The 25,900-nt window shown below is 28.5% G+C and carries 21 protein-coding genes and 7 tRNA genes; 19 read left to right on the top strand and 9 right to left on the bottom strand.

What is annotated here, in order from left to right:
- Window positions 1-108: 108 nt before the first annotated feature.
- The 11 genes from K5563_RS02995 to K5563_RS03045 all read left to right on the top strand — a co-directional run bounded on the left by K5563_RS02995 (window position 109) and on the right by K5563_RS03045 (window position 8,513).
- Entirely contained in the window at window positions 109-600 is a 492-nt protein-coding gene (locus K5563_RS02995; protein ID WP_221037512.1) for a chemotaxis protein CheD, read from the top strand.
- Between the two features lie 99 nt (window positions 601-699).
- The gene (gene pepD, locus K5563_RS03000) at window positions 700-2,127 is read left to right on the top strand and encodes a beta-Ala-His dipeptidase (RefSeq protein ID WP_221037513.1); all 1,428 of its coding nucleotides are present in this window, start codon (window positions 700-702) and stop codon (window positions 2,125-2,127) included.
- 93 nt (window positions 2,128-2,220) lie between these two features.
- A tRNA-His gene (locus K5563_RS03005) sits at window positions 2,221-2,295 on the top strand.
- Between the two features lie 17 nt (window positions 2,296-2,312).
- Window positions 2,313-2,386: transfer RNA gene (locus K5563_RS03010), tRNA-Arg, on the top strand.
- Between the two features lie 57 nt (window positions 2,387-2,443).
- Window positions 2,444-2,524, top strand: a tRNA-Leu gene (locus K5563_RS03015).
- Between the two features lie 6 nt (window positions 2,525-2,530).
- Window positions 2,531-2,602: transfer RNA gene (locus K5563_RS03020), tRNA-Gly, on the top strand.
- 55 nt (window positions 2,603-2,657) lie between these two features.
- Window positions 2,658-4,010: a trigger factor gene (gene tig / locus K5563_RS03025; protein ID WP_221037514.1), complete on the top strand. Its 1,353-nt coding sequence runs from the start codon at window positions 2,658-2,660 to the stop codon at window positions 4,008-4,010.
- Window positions 4,011-4,024: 14 nt separating this feature from the next.
- Window positions 4,025-4,609: an ATP-dependent Clp endopeptidase proteolytic subunit ClpP gene (gene clpP / locus K5563_RS03030; RefSeq protein ID WP_221037760.1), complete on the top strand. Its 585-nt coding sequence runs from the start codon at window positions 4,025-4,027 to the stop codon at window positions 4,607-4,609.
- Between the two features lie 23 nt (window positions 4,610-4,632).
- Complete coding sequence (gene clpX / locus K5563_RS03035; RefSeq protein WP_221037515.1) at window positions 4,633-5,928, top strand: ATP-dependent protease ATP-binding subunit ClpX; 1,296 nt, start codon at window positions 4,633-4,635, stop codon at window positions 5,926-5,928.
- Window positions 5,903-8,314: an endopeptidase La gene (lon, locus tag K5563_RS03040; protein ID WP_221037516.1), complete on the top strand. Its 2,412-nt coding sequence runs from the start codon at window positions 5,903-5,905 to the stop codon at window positions 8,312-8,314. Before clpX ends, lon begins: the two co-directional genes overlap by 26 nt.
- A gap of 52 nt (window positions 8,315-8,366) precedes the next feature.
- Complete coding sequence (locus K5563_RS03045; RefSeq protein WP_221037517.1) at window positions 8,367-8,513, top strand: hypothetical protein; 147 nt, start codon at window positions 8,367-8,369, stop codon at window positions 8,511-8,513.
- 51 nt (window positions 8,514-8,564) lie between these two features.
- Here K5563_RS03045 and rpsD read toward each other — a convergent pair whose 3' ends face one another.
- The 3 genes from rpsD to K5563_RS03060 all read right to left on the bottom strand — a co-directional run bounded on the left by rpsD (window position 8,565) and on the right by K5563_RS03060 (window position 10,636).
- Window positions 8,565-9,191 carry a 30S ribosomal protein S4 gene (rpsD, locus tag K5563_RS03050; RefSeq protein ID WP_221037518.1) on the bottom strand — a complete coding sequence of 209 codons (627 nt, stop codon included), beginning with the start codon at window positions 9,189-9,191 and terminating at the stop codon, window positions 8,565-8,567.
- A 20-nt stretch (window positions 9,192-9,211) separates the two neighbouring features.
- Window positions 9,212-9,285, bottom strand: a tRNA-Met gene (locus K5563_RS03055).
- Window positions 9,286-9,340: 55 nt separating this feature from the next.
- On the bottom strand, window positions 9,341-10,636 hold the full coding sequence (locus tag K5563_RS03060) for a cation transporter (protein WP_221037519.1): 1,296 nt from the start codon (window positions 10,634-10,636) through the stop codon (window positions 9,341-9,343).
- Window positions 10,637-10,765: 129 nt separating this feature from the next.
- Here K5563_RS03060 and K5563_RS03065 point away from each other — a divergent pair, with 129 nt between their 5' ends.
- Complete coding sequence (locus K5563_RS03065; protein ID WP_221037520.1) at window positions 10,766-11,134, top strand: hypothetical protein; 369 nt, start codon at window positions 10,766-10,768, stop codon at window positions 11,132-11,134.
- A gap of 33 nt (window positions 11,135-11,167) precedes the next feature.
- On the opposite strand, the gene cdd is transcribed toward K5563_RS03065, so the two are convergent.
- On the bottom strand, window positions 11,168-11,623 hold the full coding sequence (gene cdd / locus K5563_RS03070) for a cytidine deaminase (protein ID WP_221037521.1): 456 nt from the start codon (window positions 11,621-11,623) through the stop codon (window positions 11,168-11,170).
- A 125-nt stretch (window positions 11,624-11,748) separates the two neighbouring features.
- On the opposite strand from cdd, the gene K5563_RS03075 reads away from it, so the two are divergent.
- Window positions 11,749-12,708, top strand: coding sequence for a bifunctional oligoribonuclease/PAP phosphatase NrnA (locus tag K5563_RS03075; protein ID WP_221037522.1), 960 nt, complete (start codon window positions 11,749-11,751; stop codon window positions 12,706-12,708).
- On the opposite strand, the gene K5563_RS03080 is transcribed toward K5563_RS03075, so the two are convergent.
- A complete protein-coding gene (locus K5563_RS03080; RefSeq protein ID WP_255571082.1) occupies window positions 12,698-14,242 on the bottom strand; it encodes a glycoside hydrolase family 3 protein in 1,545 nt (514 codons plus the stop codon). The two genes, K5563_RS03075 and K5563_RS03080, sit on opposite strands and share 11 nt — an antisense overlap.
- A 453-nt stretch (window positions 14,243-14,695) precedes the next feature.
- Here K5563_RS03080 and K5563_RS03085 point away from each other — a divergent pair.
- Together K5563_RS03085 and K5563_RS03090 are read left to right on the top strand one after the other, a co-directional pair.
- Window positions 14,696-14,769, top strand: a tRNA-Met gene (locus tag K5563_RS03085).
- A 17-nt stretch (window positions 14,770-14,786) separates the two neighbouring features.
- Window positions 14,787-15,332, top strand: coding sequence for a DJ-1 family glyoxalase III (locus K5563_RS03090; protein WP_221037524.1), 546 nt, complete (start codon window positions 14,787-14,789; stop codon window positions 15,330-15,332).
- 87 nt (window positions 15,333-15,419) lie between these two features.
- On the opposite strand, the gene K5563_RS03095 is transcribed toward K5563_RS03090, so the two are convergent.
- A complete protein-coding gene (locus tag K5563_RS03095; RefSeq protein ID WP_221037525.1) occupies window positions 15,420-16,631 on the bottom strand; it encodes an acetate kinase in 1,212 nt (403 codons plus the stop codon).
- Window positions 16,632-16,636: 5 nt separating this feature from the next.
- A complete protein-coding gene (mfd, locus tag K5563_RS03100) occupies window positions 16,637-20,017 on the bottom strand; it encodes a transcription-repair coupling factor (protein WP_221037526.1) in 3,381 nt (1,126 codons plus the stop codon).
- A 96-nt stretch (window positions 20,018-20,113) separates the two neighbouring features.
- Between mfd and K5563_RS03105 the strand changes: the two genes are divergently transcribed.
- From K5563_RS03105 to K5563_RS03115, 3 genes are all read left to right on the top strand, one after another.
- On the top strand, window positions 20,114-21,073 hold the full coding sequence (locus tag K5563_RS03105; RefSeq protein WP_221037527.1) for a hypothetical protein: 960 nt from the start codon (window positions 20,114-20,116) through the stop codon (window positions 21,071-21,073).
- The gene (locus K5563_RS03110) at window positions 21,033-23,105 is read left to right on the top strand and encodes a LysM peptidoglycan-binding domain-containing protein (protein WP_221037528.1); all 2,073 of its coding nucleotides are present in this window, start codon (window positions 21,033-21,035) and stop codon (window positions 23,103-23,105) included. Before K5563_RS03105 ends, K5563_RS03110 begins: the two co-directional genes overlap by 41 nt.
- A gap of 65 nt (window positions 23,106-23,170) precedes the next feature.
- Window positions 23,171-23,242 (top strand) — tRNA-Asn (locus K5563_RS03115).
- 6 nt (window positions 23,243-23,248) lie between these two features.
- Here the strand turns inward: K5563_RS03115 and rnmV are convergent.
- Both rnmV and K5563_RS03125 read right to left on the bottom strand, forming a co-directional pair.
- Window positions 23,249-23,794: a ribonuclease M5 gene (gene rnmV / locus K5563_RS03120; RefSeq protein WP_255571083.1), complete on the bottom strand. Its 546-nt coding sequence runs from the start codon at window positions 23,792-23,794 to the stop codon at window positions 23,249-23,251.
- A complete protein-coding gene (locus K5563_RS03125; protein WP_221037762.1) occupies window positions 23,785-25,056 on the bottom strand; it encodes a M18 family aminopeptidase in 1,272 nt (423 codons plus the stop codon). The genes rnmV and K5563_RS03125 overlap by 10 nt, the downstream gene beginning before the upstream one ends.
- Before the next feature lie 85 nt (window positions 25,057-25,141).
- Between K5563_RS03125 and K5563_RS03130 the strand changes: the two genes are divergently transcribed.
- Entirely contained in the window at window positions 25,142-25,867 is a 726-nt protein-coding gene (locus tag K5563_RS03130) for a hypothetical protein (RefSeq protein WP_221037529.1), read from the top strand.
- Window positions 25,868-25,900: the final 33 nt, after the last annotated feature.

Below are 25,900 nucleotides of genomic sequence, written 5' to 3' on the forward strand. Positions count from 1 at the left end.
ATTGCTAATAATGAAGTAGTAGATTCATAAATTCTTTTATATATTTGAAATTTTAATGGCAGTATTGATAGGATTTTTATAAAAATTTTTTAGAGAGTAATTAATTATATGTTAAATCATTTTAATTTTAAATTAAAAAGAGATGTTACGATAATAGTGCCAGGTGAAGCTTTTGTGTCAAATGATAGAGTTATTTCTACAATCCTTGGTTCTTGTATTTCTGTTGTGCTTTATGATGGTTTTCATAAACTTATAGGGGTCAATCATTATGTACTAGTTAAATCTGATTCAATAGTGGATATTTCGCAAAAGGGTAGGTATGGAATTTATGCTATTCCTATGTTAATTGATGCTATGATAGAAAGTGGTGCATCTGAGAGTAATCTTGTAGCTAAAATCTTTGGAGGTGCTAACTTCATGGCTAAAGGTAAAATAAAGGTAGGTTTTGAAAATTCAAGTTTTGCCATTAATGAGTTGGCCAAATATGGTATTCCAATTGTAGTTCAAGATTTAGATCAGTTTAAATCCAGAAAAATTTTTGTTTTTCCTGAGAATTGTAAGGTTATTGTGGAATATCCAGATGGTGCTAAAGTTTTTTAATTTTATTTTATTTTAAATTTTAGTTGATTAAATAAGTAAGATCTTAGTTTGCTCTTGTATGGTGTGTTGCTATTTTAAATAAAATTCTAAGGAATAAATATGGAAAGTATTGCAATTAGTTATTTTAGGAAAATATCTAAAATTCCTAGATGTTCAAAAAATTTAAAAGGTATTAGTAATTTTATTAAAGAAGAAGCTAGAAAATTTGGATGTTCCTTTAAGGAAGATTCTGCTGGTAACATTGTAGTTAATATCAAAGCTAATGATTTTAGTGGCAGTATGTTGCCTATTATTTTGCAAGCTCACATAGATATGGTTTGTGAAAAAAATGAGTCTGTTGCGCATGATTTTAACAATGATCCAATTGGTATTATTGAGGATAATGGATATTTTTATGCATCAGGTACTACTCTTGGTGCTGATAATGGTATTGGAGTTGCCATGATGCTTGCTGTTATGAGCGAATCTTTGGATTTTAAACATCCTGATTTAGAACTTCTTTTTACTGTTGATGAAGAAATAGGATTAATAGGTGCTATTGGCCTTGATTCTAATTTGTGCAGTGGTAAGATGTTAATTAATCTTGATGGAGAAGAAGAAGGCTATTTTTTGGTTGGCTGTGCTGGTTCCAAACTTGTGCATATTAATTTTAAGCCTCAATACAGACAAAGTAAAAAAACTATGGGAATTGAAATTTTATTTACAGGTCTTAAAGGTGGACATTCTGGTGCAGATATTCATTTTGATTTAGCAAATTCTTTGAAACTTATGTTTTTTGCTTTAAATAAACTTAGGGAAAAAATGGAATTTGAAGTTGCGTATATATGTGGTGGAGATAAAAGCAATGCAATTCCTAGAGAGGCAAAGGCATTAATATTTATTGAAACAGAGCATTTTGTTTTATTAGAAAAAGAATTAGAATTGTTCAAGCTTGATGTCCAAAAAATGTATACTCTTGATTTAGATTTTGAAATTGTTCTAGGAAAAGTAAATTTTTCTGATAATGTTTTGGACGATATATCTCAAGCAAAGCTTTTAAATATGGGCATGGCATTTTTACATGGAATTCATAAGGTTGAAAACTACACTGAAAAGCTTATTAGAACTTCTTTAAATTTTGCTAGTCTTTTCAAGGTTGGTGATGAGTATCGATTTTCATTTACAATAAGGTCTTTATTAGATGTTGAAAAAGAATATATCTTTAATCATTTAAAAGCTATTTGTGAGCTATCAGGTGCTGGTTTTAAAATAGTTTATAATTATTCTTCTTGGGAGCCGGCTGGGGGGGATAGTAAGCTTTTAAATCATCTTAAGAATATTTATAAAGGCCTGTATTTAAAAGAAGCTAAAACTGTGGTGATTCATGCTGGTCTTGAAACTGGAATAATCTCTGCAAAATTTGGTGGAATAGATTCAGTTACAATTGGTCCTTGGATTGAAGCTCCTCATACACCAAGAGAACGTGTTGATATTGCTTCAACTATTAGAGTTTATAATTTCTTAAAAGAAAGCCTAAAAACTTTATGAAGTTTATTCAAATTTTTAATTTCAGATATTTTTTTATTATTGACTTACTGTTTGAATGTATATAAAATAAATTTACATATACTTGGCATAACTGGTGGTTGTAGCTCAGTTGGTAGAGCACCGGATTGTGGTTCCGGCTGTCGCGGGTTCAAGCCCCGTCAATCACCTTTTATTTTTATTAAACTACACCCATAGCTCAAATGGATAGAGTGTTGGACTTCGAATCCAAAGGTTGCAGGTTCAAACCCTGCTGGGTGTGAAGCGTTAGTTTTATACTTGAAAAAGCTTTTTAAGTTTTGTATACTACCTAAAGTGTGCAGGAGTGGTGAAACTGGTAGACACGCTAGACTTAGGATCTAGTGCTTTTTGCGTGTGGGTTCGAGTCCCACCTTCTGCAAGAAATGCGAAAGTAACTCAGGGGTAGAGTGTCACCTTGCCAAGGTGAAAGTCGCGGGTTCAAATCCCGTCTTTCGCTTAGTTTTTATCAAATATTGACATTAACATTAAGATATTTAAATTAGAGGAATAATGTGATATTAAATAGTAATGTAAAGTTAGTTTCTGATTCTAAGGTTGAAGTTGTGATCAGAATTCCAAAGGAGTTTATTAAAGATAAATACAATGAGATCTTGCAGGATTATTCTTTGCGTATTAAGATCAAAGGTTTTAGACCAGGAAAGGTTCCTTTTGGTATTATTGAATCTAAATATGCTGATAATATAAAAGCTCTTACTATGGAAAAAATTATTCATCAATCTTTAGAAGAATTCTTTAAAAGTGCACTTTATAAACCATTAAGTTATGCTGTTCCGAAGATATTAGACGAAAGATTAGAGATTGATTTCAGTCAAGATTTTGAGTTTACTTTTGTTTATGAGACTTATCCTGAATTTAATGTACCTGATATATCTGATTTTGAAGTAGAAGTTCCAGAAGTTCTTGTGTCTGATTCTGATGTGGAAGAAGAACTTAAATTGTTGCAACTTGAAAATTCAATGATCATTGATGATAATGGTGGTGAAGTTAAGTTAGGAAGTATTGTTAAGGTTGATTTTGTTGAACTTGATGATTCTTTAAGTGAAATTTTAACAACTAAAAGGCAAGATTTTGTTTTTACTGTTGGGGAATTTAATAATAATTATTATGGTATTGATGATGACATCCTTGGAATGAAGAAGGATGAGAGTAGAGTAGTAGAGAAAAGCTATGATTCTGATTATAAATTTGATGAGCTTGCTAATTCTTTTAAGAGGTTAAAGGTAACCATTAAGGATATAAAGAGACGTGATATTCCTGAGCTTAATGATGATTTTGCAAAGGATATTAGGGATAGTTTTAAGACATTAGATGAGCTTAGGGAACACATAAAAGGTAATATGTTGAGGATAGTTAAAGAAAGAATTGAGTCTTTTAAACTTTCAAAATTATTGTCTTCTATTGTGGATCAGATAAATATAGAAGTTCCACCTACTATGTTTGAGGCTGAATTTAAGCAAGCTTTAAATGGGGTTTTGAATAAAAATAAGGTTAATCTTAAACAATTAAATAATGTTTCTTCAGATTTGCAAAGTGCTGATGATATTTTAAAGGATACTGTACTTAAACAGTTAAAATCTAAATTAGTCTTTCAAAAGATCGTAGATAGTGATTCTATGGAAATTACAGATGTTGATTTAGAAAATGAACTTGTTAAGCAAGCTGATGATGCAAAGATGAAATTTTCAGATATTAAAAAATTTTATGAAGAGAAAAATTTGCTTGAGATTTTGAGAAATGAAATTAAGAGAGGAAAAATTAAACAAAAAATTTTAAAAAATGTAAAGGAAATTAAACATAATAAAGTTTCCTTTAAAAACTTTATTAATGATAAAACAGGTGAGTAATGATGAGAGAATATATGTATAATTTAGTACCTACTGTTGTAGAGCATACTGGTAATTATGAACGCGTATTTGATATATATTCAAGATTATTAAGAGACAGGATAATTTTTTTGAGTGGTGAGATTAATGATATGAGAGCAGATACCGTCATTGCTCAACTTCTTTTCTTAGAGTCTGAAGATCCTAAGAAGGATATATATATTTATATAAATTCTCCAGGTGGTAGTATTACTTCAGGACTTGCAATTTATGATACTATGCAGTACATCAAACCAGATGTACGAACAATTTGTATTGGGCAGGCAGCTTCAATGGCTGCATTCATTCTTGCAGGAGGTACTATAGGTAAGCGAGAATCATTATCGTATTCAAGAATAATGATTCATCAGCCTTGGGGTGGAATAGGTGGTCAAGCAAGTGATATCAATATACAGGCAAATGAAATTATAAGACTTAAGAGGTTAATAATAGATATTATGTCTGATAAGATGCGAGTTTCTAAGGAAAAATTGTCTCTTGATATTGAACGAGATTATTTTATGACTCCAAAAGATGCTCTTGATTATGGAATTATTGATAGTATCTTGGTAAGAAATTAGTTTTATTTGGGTGGACTTTATATATGGCGAGAAGCAAAAGTCAAAAAATTGATGGGTGTTCTTTTTGTGGTCGTACTAAGATTGAGGCTGAAGGACGTATTATTTCTGCAAAGTCAGTTGCTATTTGTTTTGAATGTTCTAGGATATGTTATAATCTTTTTCAAGAAGAATCAGAACAGCCTGACAATAGTAAATATTTAAAAAAACTTCCAACTCCTAAGCAACTTAAGAGTCATTTGGATAGGTATATTATTGGACAAGAAGATGCTAAGAAAGTATTATCTGTTGCTGTTTATAATCATTATAAAAGGATATTTAGGGGTGGCGATAAGGATGAGAAGAATGGAGTTGAGCTTGAGAAGTCTAATATATTGCTTGTAGGTCCCACTGGAAGTGGTAAGACTTTGCTTGCAAAAAAGTTGGCAGCTGAGATGAATGTTCCATTTACAATTGCAGATGCCACAACGCTTACTGAAGCTGGGTATGTGGGGGAAGATGTTGAGAATATTTTGCTTAAGCTGATTCATGCTGCACATGGAGATGTAAGTTTTGCGGAGCGAGGTATTATATATATAGATGAAATAGATAAGATTGCAAAAAAAGGTGAGAATGTTTCAATTACAAGGGATGTTTCTGGAGAAGGAGTTCAACAATCTTTATTGAAGATCATTGAAGGAACTATTGCAAATGTTCCGCCAAAGGGTGGTAGAAAACATCCTTACGAGGATACTATTGAAATTAATACAAACAATATATTATTCATATGCGGTGGCGCCTTTGTAGGGCTTGAAAATATTATTAGAAAAAGGATTAATAAAAGTTCTATTGGATTTTCATCTGCTAGTAGAAAAGATTCAAAGGAAGAGCATATTTTAAAATATTTAGAGATGGAAGATTTAGTTAAATTTGGACTCATTCCAGAGTTTGTCGGTAGACTTCCTGTACATTCTTATCTTGAAAAGCTAGAAAAAGAAGATTTAATTAAGATACTAGTTGAGCCTGCAAATTCTATTGTTCGACAATATTGCCATATGTTTAAGATGGATAATGTTGATTTGGTATTTGAGAAGGACGCACTTGAATCAATTGCAGAAGAGGCTATGGTTAAAAATACAGGTGCAAGAGGCTTGAGATCTATTTTAGAAGAATTGCTTAAAGATGTTATGTTTGAAATACCTTCAACCAAGCAAATTAAAAAAGTTATTGTTACTAAAGAATCGGTTTTAAATAGCAATATTGAGCCCTTAATTTTGACAGGAAAGCATATCAATAAACCTTGGGCAAAAGAGCTTTATGAAATCAATTGTCAATCTAATTAGCACTAAAAAAGATGATCTTCCTGTCATTTTTTTAAATAAAGATGTATTTTTTCCTAATGTAACTTTATGGACTACTGTTGATGATAGAGTTTCAATTAATGCAGTATATCAATCTATGCTAGAGGGTAGGTTGATTTTATTTTTTTGTGTCAACAATGCTGAGTTAAATGATTTAGAAAACATTGGTTTAAAAAATTTGTATTCTATTGGTACTTATGCAAAGATTGTTCAAGTTATAAAATTAACTGAAACTTTAATAAAAGTTTTAGTTGATTGTCAAGATAGGGTTGTTATAAGAGATACTCTTAAAAAAGGTAATTATTTTAGAGCAAAAGTCGATTTTTTATCTGAGCAGTGTAAACTTAATGACGAACTTCTTACCTATACTAAGTTTTTAAGAGAAGCTTATGAGACTTATAAATCTTATTTATCTCTTAAAGCATCAGAAGATGATGTTTATGAGAGTAGCAAATTTTTTGATAGTCCAGCCAAGCTTGTTGATATTATAGCATCTAGTGTGAATTTTGAATATAAATTTAAGGTAGAACTTTTACAAGAATTAGATGTTCAGGTTAGAATAGAAAAGTTAATTATAAATTTAAATATTGAGACAGAACTTTTAGTTCTTAAAAAAAATATTAAAGCTCAAGTTAAGGCCAAACTTGATAATGGACAAAGAGAATATTTTTTAAATGAGCAAATTAAGGAAATTCAAAAAAGATTAGGTCAAGATGAAACTGATTATCTTGATAGATTAAATGCTAAGGATATGCCCCAAGATATTAAATCTAGAATTGAAAAGGAAATATCTAGATTGGCTAGGATGAATACAAATTCACCAGACGCTAATATTGTTAGAAACTATGTTGAATTATTACTTGATCTACCGTGGAATGAAAGTACGATGATGGTAAATTCTTTAAGTGAGATTGAATCTAGTTTAAAAAATGCTCATTATGGTATGAATGAAGCTAAGGAAAAAATAATGAATTTCTTGGCAGTTTATTATATTAATTCTAAAGTTGAAGCACCTATTTTGTGTTTGGTAGGTCCACCAGGTACGGGGAAAACTTCTGTTGCATTATCTATAGCTAAATCTCTTTCTAGGAAATTTTTTAAAATTTTTCTTGGTGGATTAAGAGATGAAACAGATATTAGAGGACATCGAAGGTCTTATATTGGAGCTCTTCCTGGCGTTTTTATTAATGCAATCAAATTGGCTGGAAAATCTAATCCTGTTATTCTTCTTGATGAAATAGATAAGATTAACAGTACTTACAAAGGAAATCCAGAATCAGCACTTCTAGAAGTTTTAGATGCTGAACAAAACTCCAGATTTGTTGATCATTATTTAGATATTCCTTATGATCTCTCTAAAGTATTGTTTGTAGCAACAGCTAATTCTTTGCATGGTATTTCTAAACCTCTTCTTGACAGAATGGAAATTATTAAGGTAGAAGGTTATTCTTGTGTTGAAAAATTGGAAATTGCAAGAAATTTTTTGATACCAAGTATAATTAAAGAGAGTTCTTTGAATAAAGTTTATATAAAAATAGAAGATGATGTTGTTTTACACATAATCAGAAGCTATACTATGGAATCTGGAGTTAGAAATTTGAAAAGAGTTCTAACTCATTTGATTAGAATGGTTGTAAGAGAATTACTTTATATTTATTCAAAGGAAGAAATAATTAAAGGAAATTTTTATTTTCCAAGTTCTTTGATGCATGAAAATAATTCACTCTTTAGTCGTGATCCTGATATTCCTGGTATTTATAAAATAATTAATATGAAGAATTTTCATTATTATATAGATTGTGAACATAGATTCAATTTAATCAAGATTGATTCTGCTGGATTTGTTTATGGTCTTGCCTGGACAAGTTATGGAGGGGCCGTCTTGCCTGTTGAAGCTATTAAATTTGACAAAAAAGGTGATATCATTTTAACAGGTAGTCTTGGAAGTGTTATGAAGGAAAGTGCACAACTTGCTTATTCTGTTGTCAAAACTTATTCTTCTAAGCTTAATTTTGATATAAATGAAATTCCTGAAATCCATCTTCATTTTCCAGAGGGAGCCATACCAAAAGATGGACCTTCTGCTGGCATTACTATTGCAACAGCCATAGCTTCTGTGCTAGTTGATAAAAAAGTGCCCTTAGATCTTGCGATGACAGGAGAAATTACTCTTAAGGGTTCAGTTCTCCCTGTAGGAGGCATTAAAGAAAAGATACTCTCAGCTTACAGAAATGGTATAATTAAAGTTATCTTACCAAAAGATAATGAAAAAGATTATATTAAACTTCCAGATGAGATTAAAGAAAATATTGATGTTAAGTATGTATCTCATTTGGGAGAAGTATTTGATTATTTAAATATTACTTAGGCGTATATATTATTTAGAAATTTTTTGTGTTACAATTTATCAAGGAGCATTTATGAAAGATGGTGTAAGGAAACCTTCAGGGAATAGAGCGTCATTTAATTCCCAAGGTTCTGGAAAAAACATAATTAAAAATAATTTCTTAGCATTTTCAAAGTGTAATTTTGGAAAAAGTTTTGCTAAAAAAAAGAAAGGCAAATAGACCATAAGGTATAATAGTAGAAATACTATTATACCTATATGCTTGTTGACTTTACGCTCTTTTAGAATAGTATTCGACAATCATTTGTTCATTTGCAAGAATAGATATTTCATCCCTTGATGGAAGACGAGCTATCTTTACTTGTAAGGCATCAGCATTTACTTCTAGCCAAGTTGGTAATTTGCGAAGAGTTGATGTTCTTTCTATGTTTGATCTAATCAATTTTTTTAGGCTATCTTTTTCTTTTACTTGTATCATATCGTTTGCTCTTAGAGTAATAGATGGAATAGTAACTTTTCTTCCATTAAGCATGATAATTCCGTGTGAGACTATCTGTCTTGCGTGAGCTCTTGAAATAGCAAATCCAGATCTGTATATTACGTTGTCAATTCTTCTCTCAAGTAGTGCTAAAAGATTATCCCCTGTAACTCCCTGTTGTCTTCTTGCTTCTTTGAAAATATTGGTAAGCTGTCTTTCACTTATACCGTAAGCAAATTTCACCTTTTGTTTTTCTATGAGTTGTTTTCCATATTCTGTAGTCTTAGCTCTTCTAGATCTCCCATGCATTCCAGGTGGATTTGGCTTTTTTTTGAGTAGTTTATCATATTTGGGTTGTTCAAATATATTTATGCCAAATCTCCTTACTAGCTTTCCTTTTGCTATATTTTTTCTATTCATTAATTCCTCACGTATATAAATGGCAGGGGTAGGATTTGAACCTACGACCTTCGGGTTATGAGCCCGACGAGCTACCAAGCTGCTCCACCCTGCTTCTTAAATCATAGTCTAACACAATTTTATTTTAAGTGTCAATCAATTTTGTTTTACTATATTAAAATGTATATTTCATATATTTCTCTATGGTATTTTTTTATGGTGGATTTTATGTTGTCTATTTTTTGTATCAAATTTTTTAAATTATCTTCATAGTTTAAATCTAGTCTTATATATAGAATTAGGTTGTTTCCTTGATATAGAAAACTAAGTTCTTTAAGATTTGCATCAATGTTTTTTAATGTGTTTTTTATTTCTCTTTTTAGGTCTATATCTTGTTTTGATAGAAGGTTATTTGCATTATTTATGATTACGTGTAGTCCTTCTTTGATCATGACAAAGCTAATGCATATGGATATTACTTTATCAAATCCTGTCCATACGTAGTTTGCAAGTAATAAGCTTAGTGTAGTTCCCCCATGGGAGAATATACAGTTTTTATCAGATGATGATAGTGCTAAGAGCAGATAGTTGTTATATCGTTTTCCAATTTGAAACTTCGCCAAATATTCAATGATTTTAACTAAGAAGAATATAAATGGTACTAGTGGTATCCAAATACTTTTTTTTAACGAATTATTTGAAAATATTTCTAATATGTTTTTTTTATCTTCATATAGATGATCATGATGATGTTCATTTTCATTCATGTGAATATGTAATCCAGATTTACTACCAAGAATTATTAGGTTACTTAATCCTGTTGTGTTTAAAAATATTGTAAATCCTGTGATTATTATAACTATTCCTATAATAAGAGATATTAAGGTTTCCATTTTTTTGTATCCATATGGATAATAAATTGTTTCAGGACGACTTGTAATTTTTAAACTACAATACGTAATTGTAGATAGTATAAGATCTGATATAACATGAAGTGCATCTGCAATAAGTGCAAATGAATTAAAAAGAATTCCTACAGTAAATTTAGATGTTATTGAGGCTATTTCTGCTAATACTGAGATAAGTCCTGTTGTCATTATGATCGAATTTTTTCTTGTTTCATAAGTTAAGTCTTTTTCATATAAATTATTTTTATTTTCAAATTTTAGACTTTGAAGTTCTTCATTGATGTCATTGATTTTGCATAAAATTTTTTGCATTTTATTTTTTTTACCATAATAAATTAGATTTTTAATTAAGACTCTTTCTATTCCCTCTGCTTTGAAATTTGGATCGATATAAAAGTGAGTGATTTTAATCTCTTTGTTTTTTATTTGTGCTTTAAGATATGCAATTATTTTCATATGATTTTCTATATAAACTGTATAAATTTCATCTTTTTTTAAGCTTTCAAGTTTTAAATAAGAGTATTTATTAATATTTGTGTAGTTGATTATCTTGATCATATTTACACTTTACCTTAATCTTTCTTTTATTGCATAATCCTATTATAGTGAAAGATAGCATTATTTTTTTTGATGTTCAATTGTTTTATATGAATATCCTTAATTAATTAGGAGTGTTTTGGAGGTTTTATGTTACAATCTCAATTTTTTGTTAAGCAATGTAAAAGATATATTGCTAAAGATAAAATTTTTATAAATAATGTGAAAAATGTTGAGACTATTTTTTATGATTTACTTAAAATGTTTGATAAACAAGCTTTAAAGAGTATATTTGATTACTATTATGATAATTTTGACTTTGATAATGGAATATATGCTTTCATTGAGAAATTTATTCCGATTATTAACTTTTTGTCATTAGAAGTTTTAGACTATGAATTTAGTATTGATGAAAAAAAATTAATATTAGAAATTTTTAATTCGTCAGCATGTACTATGCAAGCTAGTAATTTAAATGAGTTTGCCAGAGCTATTGTTTCTCTTGGTATTTTAAAATAGCATTTAGGTTTTGTGTTTATAGAAATTTTGAATTTATTTTATTTGATTTGTCTTAAATATTTTTGATAGTTCGTTTTTATTAAATGGGATTTTAAGTAAATCTTTTAATGTATAAGCTTGTGATACTGTTTTAGTAACTTGAAATTGATTGGGATCTGTTATTAATATTTTGGTATCTTCTTCAAAAAATTCTGACATTATTTGACGACATATGCCACATGGAATACTTGCTGGAATTGTTGTAATTATTATAAAGTCTACCTTTTGCATACCAACAGATGATATCATGTTCATTATTGCAGCTTGTTCTGCACAACGAGTTGCTCCAAAACTTGCATTTTCAACATTTGCACCTTGAAAAAATAGATTGTCTTTAGTTTTAACACAAGCTCCCACCTTGAATTGTGAATATGGTGAATATGAATTATTCCTTGCAGCTTCGGCTAATTTAAATGCTTTTTCAATTGTATTTTGTCTATTATTTTCCATTTAGAACCTCTTGTTTTGTAGCGTTATCAATTATATCACAATGATTATAATTTTCTATTGAAATATTGTAGAATGTTTATTAGATACATTTTTTATTTATATGAAAGGTTTGTTAGTATTTTTGTATGATAGATGTTATTGAGTTTATTAAAAAGTATAATAATTTTATTATTATTGGGCATAAGGATCCTGATTTTGATTGTATTGGTTCATCTTTAGCTCTATCTTCTTTTTTATCTAGAATAAATAAAAAGGCCCTCATGCTAAATGAGGGTCCCTTTGTTAGAAAGGAAATTATTCCTTTTAAAGATAGATTTTTATCTAGATGGCCAGGTATTGATTTTTCAGATTATGCTGTTATTATTTTGGATTGCTCTATATATGATAGAATTGGAGATGAATTTGTTTTTTATATAAAAAATATGCCTATTGTAGTTATTGATCATCATGCCTCAGGTGATAAATTAGATGCTCCTGGGTATATTGAACCTTGCGCTCCTTCAACTACTTTTTTAATTGAGAAATTAATTAGAGAATTTGGATATGAAGTTACTAAGGAAGAGGCATGGTATATTTTAGTTGGATTTTGCACAGATACAGGATTTTTTAGATTTATTTCAAGAAGTGACCCTGAGCCTTTTGAAATGGTTGCTAGACTTGTTTCTAAAGGTTTAAGCCTTAAGGATGTTTATAGTTATGTTGAATCTGTTAAGAGTTTAACTTCAATAGATATTCTTAGCATAATGTTGAGTAATCTTAAATCTTATTTTGATGGTAAAGTATTACTTACTGTTTTGCCATTTAATTCTAAAAAAGATAATAATGTTAGTGGTGTTAATGAGTTATTTTATGCACTCCTTTCTAATGTTGAAAATAATGAAATATTAGTGATTTTAAAGGAAATAGGGGATGGTTCTATTTTGGTGGGACTTCGTTCTAAAGATTATTTTGATGTGGGTGAACTTGCAAAATGTTTTGGAGGAGGGGGACATAAGCATGCCAGTGGTTTTAAGGTAAAAAGTATTACTTTAACTCTTTTAGAAAGTCAAATCATAGCATATATCAAGGACCATATTAATAATTAAAGTTTACTAAAGGAATTTGTCCTTTTGGATAAAAGTCTTCTGTCAAAGTTAATAGTCCAGACTTAAATGCTAACATTGTAGTGCCATATACTATTACTATGTTGTTTATCCAGTCTAGTTTTTTTATGTGTTGGGGTGTAAGTGAGGCAATTATGCTTATTTTATCTTTGTATTGTTTTAATTCTCCTATGTATTTAAGACTAGCGGGTGTTGAGATGTTAAAAATCACTTGTTCATGTGTTTCAATTAGTTTTTTTATTTCTTGAAGATTTTTAGGTTTCATATTGTTTAAAGGATAATAATCATAATAGTAAATAGAACCATTTGGAAATATTTTTTTACCTTCTGTAATCATTGTTTGATAAGGTGATATTAAAAGTGTTTTTTTATTCTTCAAGACTTTTTTTGATAACTTGATTTTTGTTATTCCTCTTAATGTGCTTTGTTCAAAAAATTTTTTGGCTTCTTTGGTAGGTATTGTTTGAGCTTTTTGAATATTTGGGTAAATTTCTGTTTTATTGTTTGTCCCTTTTAGGTAGTCCAACTTTATTTTAAGTATTCTTTTGTTAGATTTAATAATATTTTCTCTTATTTCATTGTCTTTTTGCATCAAGTTTAATAGTTTGTTGTAGGCGTTATTTTGTATATCTTCATTTAGTGATATTAATAGAATGTCAGTTTCAGTTCTAATAATTCTTTCAATTGTATCGTAAATGCTCTCGTTTTTATATCTTACGGCATTCATTAATAAATCGTCTGTTATTATTAAATTGTCGTATTTGAGATTTTTTCTAAGTAGTTCTTTTATTATTTCAATTGATGATGATGCAGGTATTTCTTTGCCATTTGTAAGCATTGGATATGCTACATGTCCACTCATAATTACTGGAATATTTTCTTGTATTAATATTTTATATGGTAATAGTTCAGCTGATTGTATTTCTTTTAAATTTAAGTTTATTGTTGGCATTTGTGTATGAGAGTCAATAGTGGTATTTCCGTGTCCGGGAAAATGTTTTGCTGTTGAAATTATACCTGCTTGTTTTTGACCTTTATAAAAAGCTAAAGCAAAAAGAGAAACAATTTGTGGATTATTTGAATATGTTCTTGGCCCTATTGTGAAATTGTTTTCATTGCTGTAAATATCTGTTATGGGTGCAAAATTTAGATTGATCCCAAGCTGTTTTAATTCATTTGCTATGTGATATCCGGTAAGATAGGAATCATTTGGTGATAAAGTAGCTGTAATTCCAAGATTGCCTATTGTTTTAGATGTATTAAGTTTTATGTGTTGTGTCCATCCTCCTTCTTGGTCTGTTGCAATGAATAGAGGAATTTTAAATCTATTCTTTTGAGACATAGATTGTGCCTTATTTATGCTTTCTACTAACATTTGTAAATTTTTGGCATTCCATCCAAAAATTTTAATTCCCCCTAGATTTTTCTCTTTTATAAAGTCCAGGGTGAATTTTGTTATTTTATCTCCTGGATAACTTATCATAAACATTTGTCCTAATAGTTCCTTATTGTCCATGTGGTTTACTATTTGATCTATTAAGTTTTCTTTGTCATCTTTTGTAGTCCAAAAATTATAGGGAAAGCAATGATTATGTATAAAAAAGATAGTAATACAAATAATTTTCTTCATTTAATAATACTAATTTTCCATTTTTTAGTTCATAAGTATTTATATTTTTCCATTTTATATTCTTCTTTATTACTTGAAGCTTACTTTGATGAGTGAAAATACTTAAATTATAAATTTTTTATTATTCTTCTCATTTGTAACCAGATAATTTCATTTATTACCATACTAATAGTAATTTTATTATTCTCTTTAAAAAATACCAAGTATTTATTTGCTCAATTAAAGGTTATTAATATATTTGTTCATTATGAGCATTTAAATAAAATAGGTTATGTATTTAATAATGGTAGTTTTGTATTGACAAAATATCTTTGAATTTATAGACTTTAATGTCTACAAGCTGATGTAGCTCAGTTGGTTAGAGCACTCGGCTCATATCCGAGTTGTCGTGGGTTCAAGTCCCTCCATCAGCATTAAGGAGCTTTGTTTTATGAGGGTAGCTGTTGTTCTTGCAAATGGCTTTGAAGAGATTGAAGCTATAATACCTATTAATATTTTAAGACGTGGCGGTGTAAATGTTAAGGTTATAAGCTTAAGTAATGATAAAATTGTTGTAGGTGCTAGAGGGGTTACTTTTTTAGCTGATGATAAGATATCAGATTGTAGTTCAGATAGTTTTGATTTGATAATACTTCCTGGGGGGATGCCTGGTGCTACAAATCTTTTTGAATCAAAAGATTTGGATAAAATTCTAATAGATATGAACTTACAAGGCAAGTTTATTGCGGCCATTTGTGCATCACCAGCCATTGTACTTGCGGCAAAGGGACTATTGGGTATAAATAAATTTACGTGTTATCCAGGATTTGAAAATGGTATTACTGATGGTGAATTTGTAGATGAAGATGTTGTAATTAGTAATAATTTTATTACTTCTAAGGGTGTTGGTACTGCTTTTAAATTTGCTTTTGCTTTACTTAAAATTGTTAAGGGAGAGAGAGTGCTTGAAGATGTCAAAAGGCAAGTTTTGATTTGAGCAGTGATTTCCAATATTTTAAAACCTTAAGGTAGGTATTTTGATTAAACGTATTGAAGTTACAAGTTACTTTTTTATTGATTAAATTTATTGATGTTTGAAAATTAAACTGTGTGTATTTTCAAAAATAATTAATTCTTCATTTGTTGGTATTGTAAATATTTTTGTCTTGCTTTTTGCACTTGATATCTCAGATTCTAAATCTTTTGCTCTTGCTAAATTATTTTTTTGAGGATCAATTTCTATGCCAATGTTTTCAAATCCTTTTAAAGCCAGTTCCCTTATTCCATGATCGCTAACACCTATACCGGCTGTGAAAATTATAGCATCAACATTAAAATCAAGAACTGCAAGGTAAGCACCAATATATTTTTTTATTCTATAAGCCATTATTTCAATTGCAAGTTTAGAATTATAATCATTTTTTTCAACTTCTTCCCAAATATTTCTTAGATCGTTTGATTTAAGAGATACGCCAAGCATACCGCTTTCTTTGTTAAGAATTTCTTCAATCTTTCTTGGGGTTTTGTTAAGTAATTTACTCATTAAAGGTATAATAGCAGGATCTATATCACCACTTCTTGTTCCCATCACAAGTCCTTCAAGGGGAGTAAGACCCATGCTTGTATCGTAAGACACTCCTTTTTTTACTGCGTTAATGCTTGAGCCATTGCCCAGATGTAATATGATTAAGTTTAAATCTTTTGTGTTTTTATCAAGTATTTTTGAAACTCTTTTTGTAATATATGTGTATGATAAACCGTGAAATCCATATTTTCTAATGTTATGTTTTTTATACCAGGAATATGGTATAGCATATAGGAATGCCTTTTCATTTATGGTTTTATGCCATGATGTATCAAAGCATAAAACTTGTTTAGCCTTTGGAAATATTTTGCTAATTGTTTCTATTACTTTTATTGCAGTTGGATTGTGCAAAGGTGCAAGTCCAGATGTTATTTTTAGTTCTTTTAAGACATTTTCATTAAGCAATACTGAATTTTTAAAATTTGGTCCCCCATGTACAATTCTATGGCCTATTCCTTTAATTTCATCTGGGTTATTTATGATTTTGAATTTTTTAGTTAGTATTCCATTTAGTTTTTTTAATGCTTCCTTATGGGACTTAATATTTTGATTGATTATTTCTAGTAATCCATTTTTAGTTTTGACTTTAATTATTGATTCTCTTGTTTTTATTTTTTCAATTGACCCAGATGCTAATACTTGTGCGTCTTTGTTTTTGTAGAGTGTAAATTTTAATGAAGAACTTCCTGTATTAATTGTTAATATTTTCATATTTTTCAATTAATTTTACTATTAAAGAAGTTTATATTGCTATATATATAATTAATTTTTTCTGATGCTTTAGTATTTTGTAAGTTTAGAAATATTGAATTTTTATATTCTGGATTTATTTTAATTTTATTTGGATTTTCTTTTATAATTTGCATTATTTCTTCAGCAGGAATGTTTTTTATGTTTGAATATTCTATTTCTAGTAATCCATTTCTTTCTTTAAGGCTTACAATATTGAGTTTTTGTGCAAGTATTTTCAATTCTGCTAATATAAATAAGTCATTTACTTCTTTTGGTATTGAGCCAAAGCGATCATGAATTTCGTCTCTTACTTTACTATTTTCTTCTTCACTTTGAATGGATGATATTTTTTTATAGATTAATATTTTATCTTGTTCATTATTGACATAGTTATCGGGTATGAATCCATTATAGTTAATTTCAATAATTACTTTGTTTTCTTTAGAATCCTTACCCATTCGCTTCTCAATTGCTTTATTTAGCATTGTTAAGTAGTAATCTAGTCCAATAGATTCTATTTCCCCATGTTGTTCTCTTCCAAGTAGATTCCCAACACCTCTTATCTCCATATCTTTTATGGCTATTTGGAATCCTGATCCAAGTTCTGAGGATTCAGATATTGCTCTTAGTCGTTCAATAGCGCTTTCGTTTAAGCTTGAGTTTTCTTTATATAATAAGTAAGCAAAAGCTTTTTGGGATCCTCTTCCAACTCTACCTCTTAGTTGATATAGTTGTGCAAGTCCGAATCTATTTGCATTGTTAATGATTATTGTGTTTGCATTTTCAATGTCTATTCCATTTTCAATTATTGTTGTTGCTATTAGCACTTGATATGATTTATTTATAAAATCGTGCATAATATTTTCAATTTGATTATCTGTTAGTTTTGCATGCAAAGTTGCAATTCTTGCATAAGGGATTACTGTTTCTAGCATTGTTTTTATTGAGTCTAATTCTTTAATATTGTGATGTATAAAAAAGACTTGTCCATCTCTTGACAGCTCATTTTCTATTGCATGTTTAATTAATAGTTCACTAAATTCTTCCACATAAGTTTCAATTTTAATTCTGTTTTTAGGTGGGGTTTTTAAAACAGAAATGTCTCTTAGTTTAATTAGTGACATATGAAGAGATCTAGGAATTGGAGTTGCTGATAGGGCAAGGCAGTCAACAGAAACTTTTATTTCTTTCAATTTTTCTTTTTCTTTTACTCCAAATCTTTGTTCTTCGTCAATTATAATAAGGCCTAAATTTTTGTATGTTATTTTTTTAGAAAGTATTTTGTGTGTTCCAATTATTATATCAATTTTTCCTGTTTCTAAATTTTTAATTATTTCATTTTCTTTTGATTTTTTTGTAAATCTGCTCATCATTGCAATTTTAATCGGAAAATTTTTAAATCTTTGCTTAAATGTGTTGAAATGTTGTTCTGTGAGAATTGTTGTTGGAGAGAGTATTGCTACTTGTTTGTTGCCCATAACAGCCTTAAATGCGATTCGCATTGCAACTTCTGTTTTACCAAATCCAACATCGCCACATAAAAGTCTGTCCATTACTTTAAAACTCATCATGTCTTGTTTGATTTCTGATATTGCGGTTAATTGATCTGAAGTTTCATCATATGGGAATTCTGATTCAAATAATAATTGCATTTCATTATCTTGAGGATAGTTAAAGCCTTTGATATTCTCTCTTGCTGAATAGAGCGCAACAAGATGATCTGCAGTTTCATCAATTCTTTTATTTGCGTAAGCTTTTTTCTTTTCCCATGTTTTTGAACTGATTTTATCTAATTTTATGTTTTGATTTTCGTTACCAATATATTTTTGAATAAGGTGTGTTTGTTCAATTGGGATAAATAATTTTTCATCATCTGCATATTCAATTTCAATATAGTCTTTTTCCAGAAAACTTGTTTTGATTCTTTTTATTTGTCTAAATATTCCAATTCCATGGTTTATATGAACTACATGACTATTTTTTTCAATTTCAATAAATGAGTCAATAATTTTTGTTTTTGATGATTCAAAAATTTTGTTTATTTTTTGTGTTCTATCAAAAATATCTGATTCAATAATAATTGCTATTTTTTCTTTATTTATTACAAGTGAGCTTGATATTTTGAAAACTTCAATTATGGCTTTTGGCAAATCCTTAAAGATATATTTTAATTTTTCTTTTTGTGAGTTAGACTCTGCTGCAATGATTACTTTAAATCCATTGTTAAGCCAATTTTTTATTTTTTCTTTTGCAAGTGTAATATTTGAAAAAAATTTACTCTCACTTTCGATTTCAAATTCTAATATTTCTTTTGTTGGTATGTTTGAAGAGGCTTGAACAAAAAAAATATTAGTTTTTAGTTTTAAATCTTTTGAATTTATAAAAATTTGTTTTGGTAAAATTGTTTTTTTTTCCGATTCTATTGCTTGACTATAAAGATTTTCATATTCTTTGTGGATTTTTTGGATCTCTTTTTCTAAATTTGGCATTTCGAAATTTATAATAGGTGTATCTTCATTTATTTCTTGACTTAGGTATGTATCTCCTATTAATGAATAAAATATTTCTTCTGCTCTTGCATGATATTTAGTTTCGATGTTTTGGAGTAATTGTGTGTATTCATTAGTTTTGATGTAATTTTTTAATTTGTTTATGCATTCGTTATTCCAAATGATTTCCTTTATTGGAACGATATTAAATTCATAAATTGCATTACCTTGTTTTAATTGGGTAAGGGGATTAAAATATTTGATTTCTTCTATTTTATCAATATTAAGTGAAATTCTTATTGGTTCTGTTTGATTAAATGAATATATATCTATTATTTCGCCCTTGATTGTAAATTCTCCAGGTAATGTGACTCTTGTCGTTTTTTCATATCCTAATCTTATAAGCTTGTTTTCAATATTTTTTATCTGTATTGTTTCATCTGTCTTAATTGTATAAATATTTTTAAATAAATTTTCTTTTGCAGGAATTTTACTAAGTAGAGATTTGAGCAACACTATGTAAATTCCAGGGTTGTTGTTGTAAAAATTTATTAAAAAATTTACTCTTTCTCTAAATATCTTACTTTTTGAGCTAATGCCTTGATATGCAAGGAGACTAAAATAATTAAGTTCGTATATTTTATCTGTAATTTGCATCAAGTCATCTTTAAATTTATCTAAAATATTTTCGTTTTTGACTATTAATACAACTTTATTACTCTTATTATATTCCTTTATTATGTTTATTAAGAAAGCTTTAAAAAATCCTTCATATCCTACTATTGTAAAAGGTTGTTTTTTTTCAATTAGTCGTTGCATCATTTGGAATTTTTGAGTGTCATTTAATCTATCAGTTAATTCTTTTTTTATATTCATTTTTTACCTTTTTGTTTATGTAGTTTAGTATAATATTATATATTATAGATATATTCTGTTTCGTTATTTGTAATATAATTAGATATTGAGGAGTTTATGGAATTTAGAAAATTATTGTTTTTTATGTTTCTTGTTTTTGTTCCTTTGATGCTTTTTTCTAGAGATTATAAGGGCCTTGATTTTAAGATAAAGTTTTTTAATCAATCAATTTATCGTGTTAATAGTAAGGTTGCTATTGAAATTTCGCTTAGTAATTCATCTGATGATTTATTAACTCTTGAAATAGGTGATGTTAATACTTTTGGTTTTGATTTTGATGTTACAGATACTACTAATATAAAAGTTAAAAGACCACTTGAATATGTTCAAAATAGAGCAAAAAATATTGCAGTTCCTATTAGGACTTTAACTTTAAGACCTAATGAAAGATTTTCTGTAGTGATTAACTTAAATCAATTTGTTCAGTTTGATCGAGATGGAGTTTATTTTGTTAAGGGTGTGTTTTTCCCAGATATCTCAGACCCTCAAAAAAGTATAGAGTCTAATGTTATTACTTTATTTTTGAAGCCTAAAATGGGCAATGGTGCTGAAGAATTCAATTTTTCTAATTTATCTTCTAATCATGAGATTCAGGATGTTTTAAAAAGAGAGAATTTATCGCCTGATCAGGTTGTTGAATATTTATTTTCAGCGTTGCGGCTTGGAGAAAAAGAGAAATTCTTTTTGTATATTGATGTTGAAAGTCTTATTTTAAATGATCGAAATAAATCATATCTTTATAAGCAAGAATTTAAGTCAGGTTCTGATAATATGTTAAAGGAGTATAAGGAGTATTTGTGGGAAAATAGTAGTTCTGATATATCAAGAGTTCCAAGTAAATTTTCCATTGTTGAAACGACTTATACAGATTCTACAGGAAAAGTTGTGTCTGATGTGTATTTTGATGATGGTCATTTTTATGTAGCCAGACGATATACCTTTTTTTTCAAAAAGTATGATTATTGTTGGATCATTTATGATTATACTGTTCAAAATACTGGGATTAGGGAGAAATAACAGTCCTTTTATTTTTAGTATTAAAAGGTTTGTTGTTATTTTATGGACCATAAGTTCTTTTAGTTTGTATGCTGATTTTAAACATGAAGTGGTTAAAGGTGATACCTTGTATTCGATATCTCTTAAGTATAAGGTTGCAATTAAAGATCTTAAGAGAATAAATAATCTTAAATCTAATAGTATTAGAGTTGGGCGTGTATTGATTATTCCAAGTTCTACTAGAGATGAAATTATTGCTAAAAAGATCAATTATAAAACTAAATCTAATAATACTAGTATTAATACTAATATTAAGATTCATGTTGTTAAAGTTGGCGATACTATTGAAGCTATATCTAAAAAATATGGCATTAAGGAAAAAGCATTACTCGCTTGGAATAATTTAAGTTCTAAAATTCTTAAGGTTGGTTTTAAGTTACATTTAGATGAGCCTGATTTTTTAAAGCCATATATAGTTAAAAAGGGTGACTCTCTTTCAAAGTTGTCCATGGATTTTGATATTAGTATTAAGGATATTTTGCGCTTTAATTATCTAGAGAATAATCCTAAGTTAGTTATTGGTCAAAAATTATATATTAAAAGAGCTTATGATAATATTAATTTTCATTATGTGAAGCCAGGAGAAACTCTTGGTAAGATTGCGTATATTTATGGCGTTACTGCAAAGCATCTTGTTCATCTTAATGGAGAGAAAGCAACAAATCTAAGAGTGGATTCAGTTTTAGATGTTTCTAAGATGGTAGAAAAAAATTTGCCAAATGTAAAAAAATCTTTACAATCAAAAACTAAAAAACGTGATAGTGAAACTTTTATATCTCATAAGGTATCTATTGGTGAAACATTATATAGTATTGCTCGTAGATATGGAGTTTTGCTTGAAGATCTTAAGACCTGGAATAATTTAATTGGGAATAGTATTTTTTATAATCAGGAACTTAAGATTTATGATAAAAGTAAAAGCACTATTATTGCAGATAAGGCTTTAAGAGAAGTGCTAGTAGATAAATCTGATAATTCTAAGATTAAAGTCAAAGATATTGCAAATATTGCTTCTACTAAGAGTAAAAAGTTAGATTTAAATTTTTCTAGTGTTCTAGACAGTAATAATGCTTTTGATATTAATGCTTTAGTTATTTTAGATCCTAAAATACCTATTTTTGAGGTTAATGGGGTTTTTTATTATTGGTATAAACCTAAAAAAGTAAGTCAGCCAAGTGAGCTGTATTCAGAAGATTGGTATTCTCCTTTAAATGCATATAAAAAAGCAAGTCAGCTTTTTAAGAGTTTTGAAAAGCTTGTGCAATCTAGGCCAGTTAAAAATAATAAGCTTGAAAATAAATTAATAATTATTGATCCTGGTCATGGGGGGCTTGATCCTGGTGCTATTGTTAAAGCTAAAGATGGACTTAATAATGAAATTTTTGTTGTTGAGGATGAATATGTTTATGATATTGCGTTAAGACTTTATGTATATCTTAAAGAATATGGAGCCAATGTTGAATTGACTATTTTATCACCTGATCATTTAATTAGAGATAGTGTGTCTGCTAATAATACATTTGTTAATATTAAGAATGAAGTCTATAATAATTATGATTTGAATAAAACCGATACAGTTGATTCTTGGATAAATGGTACTCTGGAAGGTTTAAAGAAAAGATTGACTGTTGTAAATAAATTTGTCAATAAGTATAAAAATATTAAGTCAGAGGATATTCTTTATATTAGTTTACATTCAGATAATAGTGTTGGGGCTCCTAGATGCATGGGATTTTATTATCAGTCTGAGGAAGGCAAAGGATTTGATTCTCATTCTAAAAATATTATTGAAAAGATGACATCAGATTTTAAAAGAGTCCCTTATATTAAGGGGCAAAACCTTTATATGCTAAAAAATAATGTTGTTAAGACAAAATTTTTAGTTGAGCTTAGAAATTTGGCATTTGATGATGAGGCTTGGGCAATTAGATCTTCTAAGATTAGAGATCGGGATTCTAGAATACTTGCTACTGCTATTTTAAAAATTTTATAATTACTATATTATCTAAATATACTTGACAAAAGCATTTCAATTTATCATAATATCTAAATATTAGATCCCCTATAGCTCAGTGGTAGAGCAGGTGGCTGTTAACCACTTGGTCGGAGGTTCAAATCCTTCTGGGGGAGCTTTTTTTACTTATTTGAAATTATTTTTTCAATTTCTTCTCGTTTTATATTGAAGTAGTTTAATCTTTCAAGAAATTTTTTATTATTTCCACTTCCCAGTTTTAATTGTTTTTGTATTTGTTCTCTTTTATGTTTAGAGTGTTTTCCTATGATGCCAAGTTCTATTAAATCATTTAAACTTAAACTTTCCTTGTGTTGTTCATTGTAAAAAGTACCTATTTCTTTAATAATGCTTATTATTTCAAGTTTAGAAGACATTTCTACTTCTTTATCAATATTTTTAAGATGGGCATGTTTAATCTTATCTTGATTTGAACAGCCGACTTTTTTAAGAATATTTTTCCTAATTAGGTTTCCTGCCTTGTCACTGTCAGTAAAAATAATTATTCCATTTGTTTCTATTGCTTTTTTTAAAATATTAATAGTTTCTTGTTTAAGATACAATCCACCAGTTTCAACTATAGTACACTTAAATAGTTCTTTTATTCTCTTAGCATCATTTTTCCCTTCAACTACAATTATTTCTTTTATTTGCTTCAGATTTAATTCCAATTTTCAAAAAATACTCTAATAAGTTTTATTGCTTCTATATGATCTGATATTGCAATAGTTTCTCTTAAAGAGTGCATTCCCCACATTGGTATTCCAATATCTATTGTTTCAATACCTGTTTGTGAATTTGCAATTGGACCAATTGTAGTGCCAGAATTGGTATTTGCTTTCATTATTATTTCTTGAGTTTTAATATTATTCTTCATAGCTAGTAATTTAAGTTTTGCATATCCATTTGCTGTTGTTGCATATTTGAAGTTAGCATTACTTTTAATAGTGATGCCTTTGCCTAGAGCGATTTGATAATTTGGGTCATGTTTTTCTATATATCCTGGATGAGTCCCATGTGCACCATCCATTGAAATGTTGAATGATTTATTTAGTTTGATTAAGTGTTCTTCTTTTTCTAGATTTAAAGCATGATCAATTCTTTCTAATACTTCTGTTAATAGTTTGGAGTTAGCCCCTCTAGAAGTTAAAGATCCAATCTCTTCATTGTCAAAAAATACAATTACTTTATTTCTATTATGATTCGTGTGAACAAATGCATTCATGATTGCGTGACATCCTGCTTTATTGTCAAGATTTTTAGATGCCAAAAATTCGCCTTCACTACCTATAATTTTTGCCTGTTCAGATGCTGTGAATATTAAATCACATGATAGAAAATCTTTTTCAGATATTTGCAGCTTTTCTAAAATTTTTTCTTTAATGCTTTTTTGGAGACTTGTAATGATTATAATGTGTTCGTGAGCATCGTATGCAAATCCTTCATTTGCTTTTCGGTTTAGATGAATGGCTACATTTGGTATAATTCCAATATTTTCAATTGTTATTAGTTCTGAGTTAATTATTCCATCTTTATTAAAGTATACAAATCCTGCTAGGCTTAAATCTCTATCAGTCCATGTTGAAATGATTGGGCTACCATAGACTTCTATATGGTTAGAAAATACATTATTTGTTTTCTTGATAGATTCTATTTTAAGTTTTAAGCTAGGACTATCAGAGTGTGCTGTTGCTATTAGGAATGGTTCGTGTACATTGTTAGTGTTAATGTTAAATGCAATGAGACTTGTACCTTCTTTTTTTACATAGTAAAATCCCGTTTCTAATGACCATTTATTATCAAGTTTGAGTTCTTTTGCATTGAGATAATACACTAGTTTTTGTTCAATATAGGTTACTACATGGTATGGAGTTAGACTTTTATCTAGTAAGTTTTGTAAATGCGATATATCTAGTGTTTGGTCATACATTATGTTTTTTCTCCTATGGTTTTGTTGTTTTAATACCTATTATTTTATTATAATAAGCTCATAAGTGTACATATGTTAAGGAGATTAGATGGGTAAATTTTATAAATTGATGTTTATTCCTTTAATATTTATTGCTTGTACTGCTGTTTCAGAAGTTAATTTAAAAGATGATGTAAGTGGGACGGTTTCATTAATATTTAATGTTAATAAAGAATTTGAAAGGATCAGAAAAGAAATTGTAACAACTCTTGGGGGAGAGGAAGTTGCTAAGATTCCTCTTTTCCCTGTTGATACAATAAAGCAATTTTTTGACAATGAAGGTAATAAGTTAGGTCTTAAACTTTTAAATATTAAGTCAGATGATGATTCTTTTTATTTAGATATTCAATTTAATAGTTTGATTGAGATCTTAAGAGAATATTTTACACAGGAAAAATTGCCTATATTTATGATAAGAAACAAAAATGGGAAAAATATTCTTAATATTGATGTTAATTTGAAAAATATTACTAAGATCATTAATTCAAATAAGGAAGGTATGAACGATGCTCTTGCGACACTATTACCCTCAGAAGAAATTCCAATGTCTGAAAAAGAGTATAAAGATGCTTTGGTTTATTTTCTCTCAGATTTTACCCCATATGCCAATCAGCTTATTGATAACTCTAATCTTACAGTTAAGATTAAGACATCAAGAAAAATTCAAGAACAGTTTGGATTTGATCAGATTAACTCGAATACTTTAGAGCTTAAATTGGATATGATTAGGACTTTAAGTCTTGAAAAGCCAATAAAATTAAAGTTAGTTTATTAAACTTTTTGTAAATATTATTTTAAGGAATTCTAT

This window comes from Borrelia sp. HM, assembly GCF_019669085.1.
Classification (GTDB): domain Bacteria; phylum Spirochaetota; class Spirochaetia; order Borreliales; family Borreliaceae; genus Borrelia.

What these genes read in the sequence shown, in the direction of transcription:
- K5563_RS02995 (WP_221037512.1), top strand. Translation starts at nt 109, where the DNA reads ATGTTAAATCATTTTAATTTTAAATTAAAAAGAGATGTTACGATAATA.
- pepD (WP_221037513.1), top strand. Translation starts at nt 700, where the DNA reads ATGGAAAGTATTGCAATTAGTTATTTTAGGAAAATATCTAAAATTCCT.
- clpP (WP_221037760.1), top strand. Translation starts at nt 4,025, where the DNA reads ATGTATAATTTAGTACCTACTGTTGTAGAGCATACTGGTAATTATGAA.
- clpX (WP_221037515.1), top strand. Translation starts at nt 4,633, where the DNA reads ATGGCGAGAAGCAAAAGTCAAAAAATTGATGGGTGTTCTTTTTGTGGT.
- lon (WP_221037516.1), top strand. Translation starts at nt 5,903, where the DNA reads ATGAAATCAATTGTCAATCTAATTAGCACTAAAAAAGATGATCTTCCT.
- K5563_RS03045 (WP_221037517.1), top strand. Translation starts at nt 8,367, where the DNA reads ATGAAAGATGGTGTAAGGAAACCTTCAGGGAATAGAGCGTCATTTAAT.
- rpsD (WP_221037518.1), bottom strand. Translation starts at nt 9,191, where the DNA reads ATGAATAGAAAAAATATAGCAAAAGGAAAGCTAGTAAGGAGATTTGGC.
- K5563_RS03060 (WP_221037519.1), bottom strand. Translation starts at nt 10,636, where the DNA reads ATGATCAAGATAATCAACTACACAAATATTAATAAATACTCTTATTTA.
- K5563_RS03065 (WP_221037520.1), top strand. Translation starts at nt 10,766, where the DNA reads ATGTTACAATCTCAATTTTTTGTTAAGCAATGTAAAAGATATATTGCT.
- cdd (WP_221037521.1), bottom strand. Translation starts at nt 11,623, where the DNA reads ATGGAAAATAATAGACAAAATACAATTGAAAAAGCATTTAAATTAGCC.
- K5563_RS03075 (WP_221037522.1), top strand. Translation starts at nt 11,749, where the DNA reads ATGATAGATGTTATTGAGTTTATTAAAAAGTATAATAATTTTATTATT.
- K5563_RS03080 (WP_255571082.1), bottom strand. Translation starts at nt 14,242, where the DNA reads ATGGACAATAAGGAACTATTAGGACAAATGTTTATGATAAGTTATCCA.
- K5563_RS03090 (WP_221037524.1), top strand. Translation starts at nt 14,787, where the DNA reads ATGAGGGTAGCTGTTGTTCTTGCAAATGGCTTTGAAGAGATTGAAGCT.
- K5563_RS03095 (WP_221037525.1), bottom strand. Translation starts at nt 16,631, where the DNA reads ATGAAAATATTAACAATTAATACAGGAAGTTCTTCATTAAAATTTACA.
- mfd (WP_221037526.1), bottom strand. Translation starts at nt 20,017, where the DNA reads ATGAATATAAAAAAAGAATTAACTGATAGATTAAATGACACTCAAAAA.
- K5563_RS03105 (WP_221037527.1), top strand. Translation starts at nt 20,114, where the DNA reads ATGGAATTTAGAAAATTATTGTTTTTTATGTTTCTTGTTTTTGTTCCT.
- K5563_RS03110 (WP_221037528.1), top strand. Translation starts at nt 21,033, where the DNA reads ATGATTATACTGTTCAAAATACTGGGATTAGGGAGAAATAACAGTCCT.
- K5563_RS03130 (WP_221037529.1), top strand. Translation starts at nt 25,142, where the DNA reads ATGGGTAAATTTTATAAATTGATGTTTATTCCTTTAATATTTATTGCT.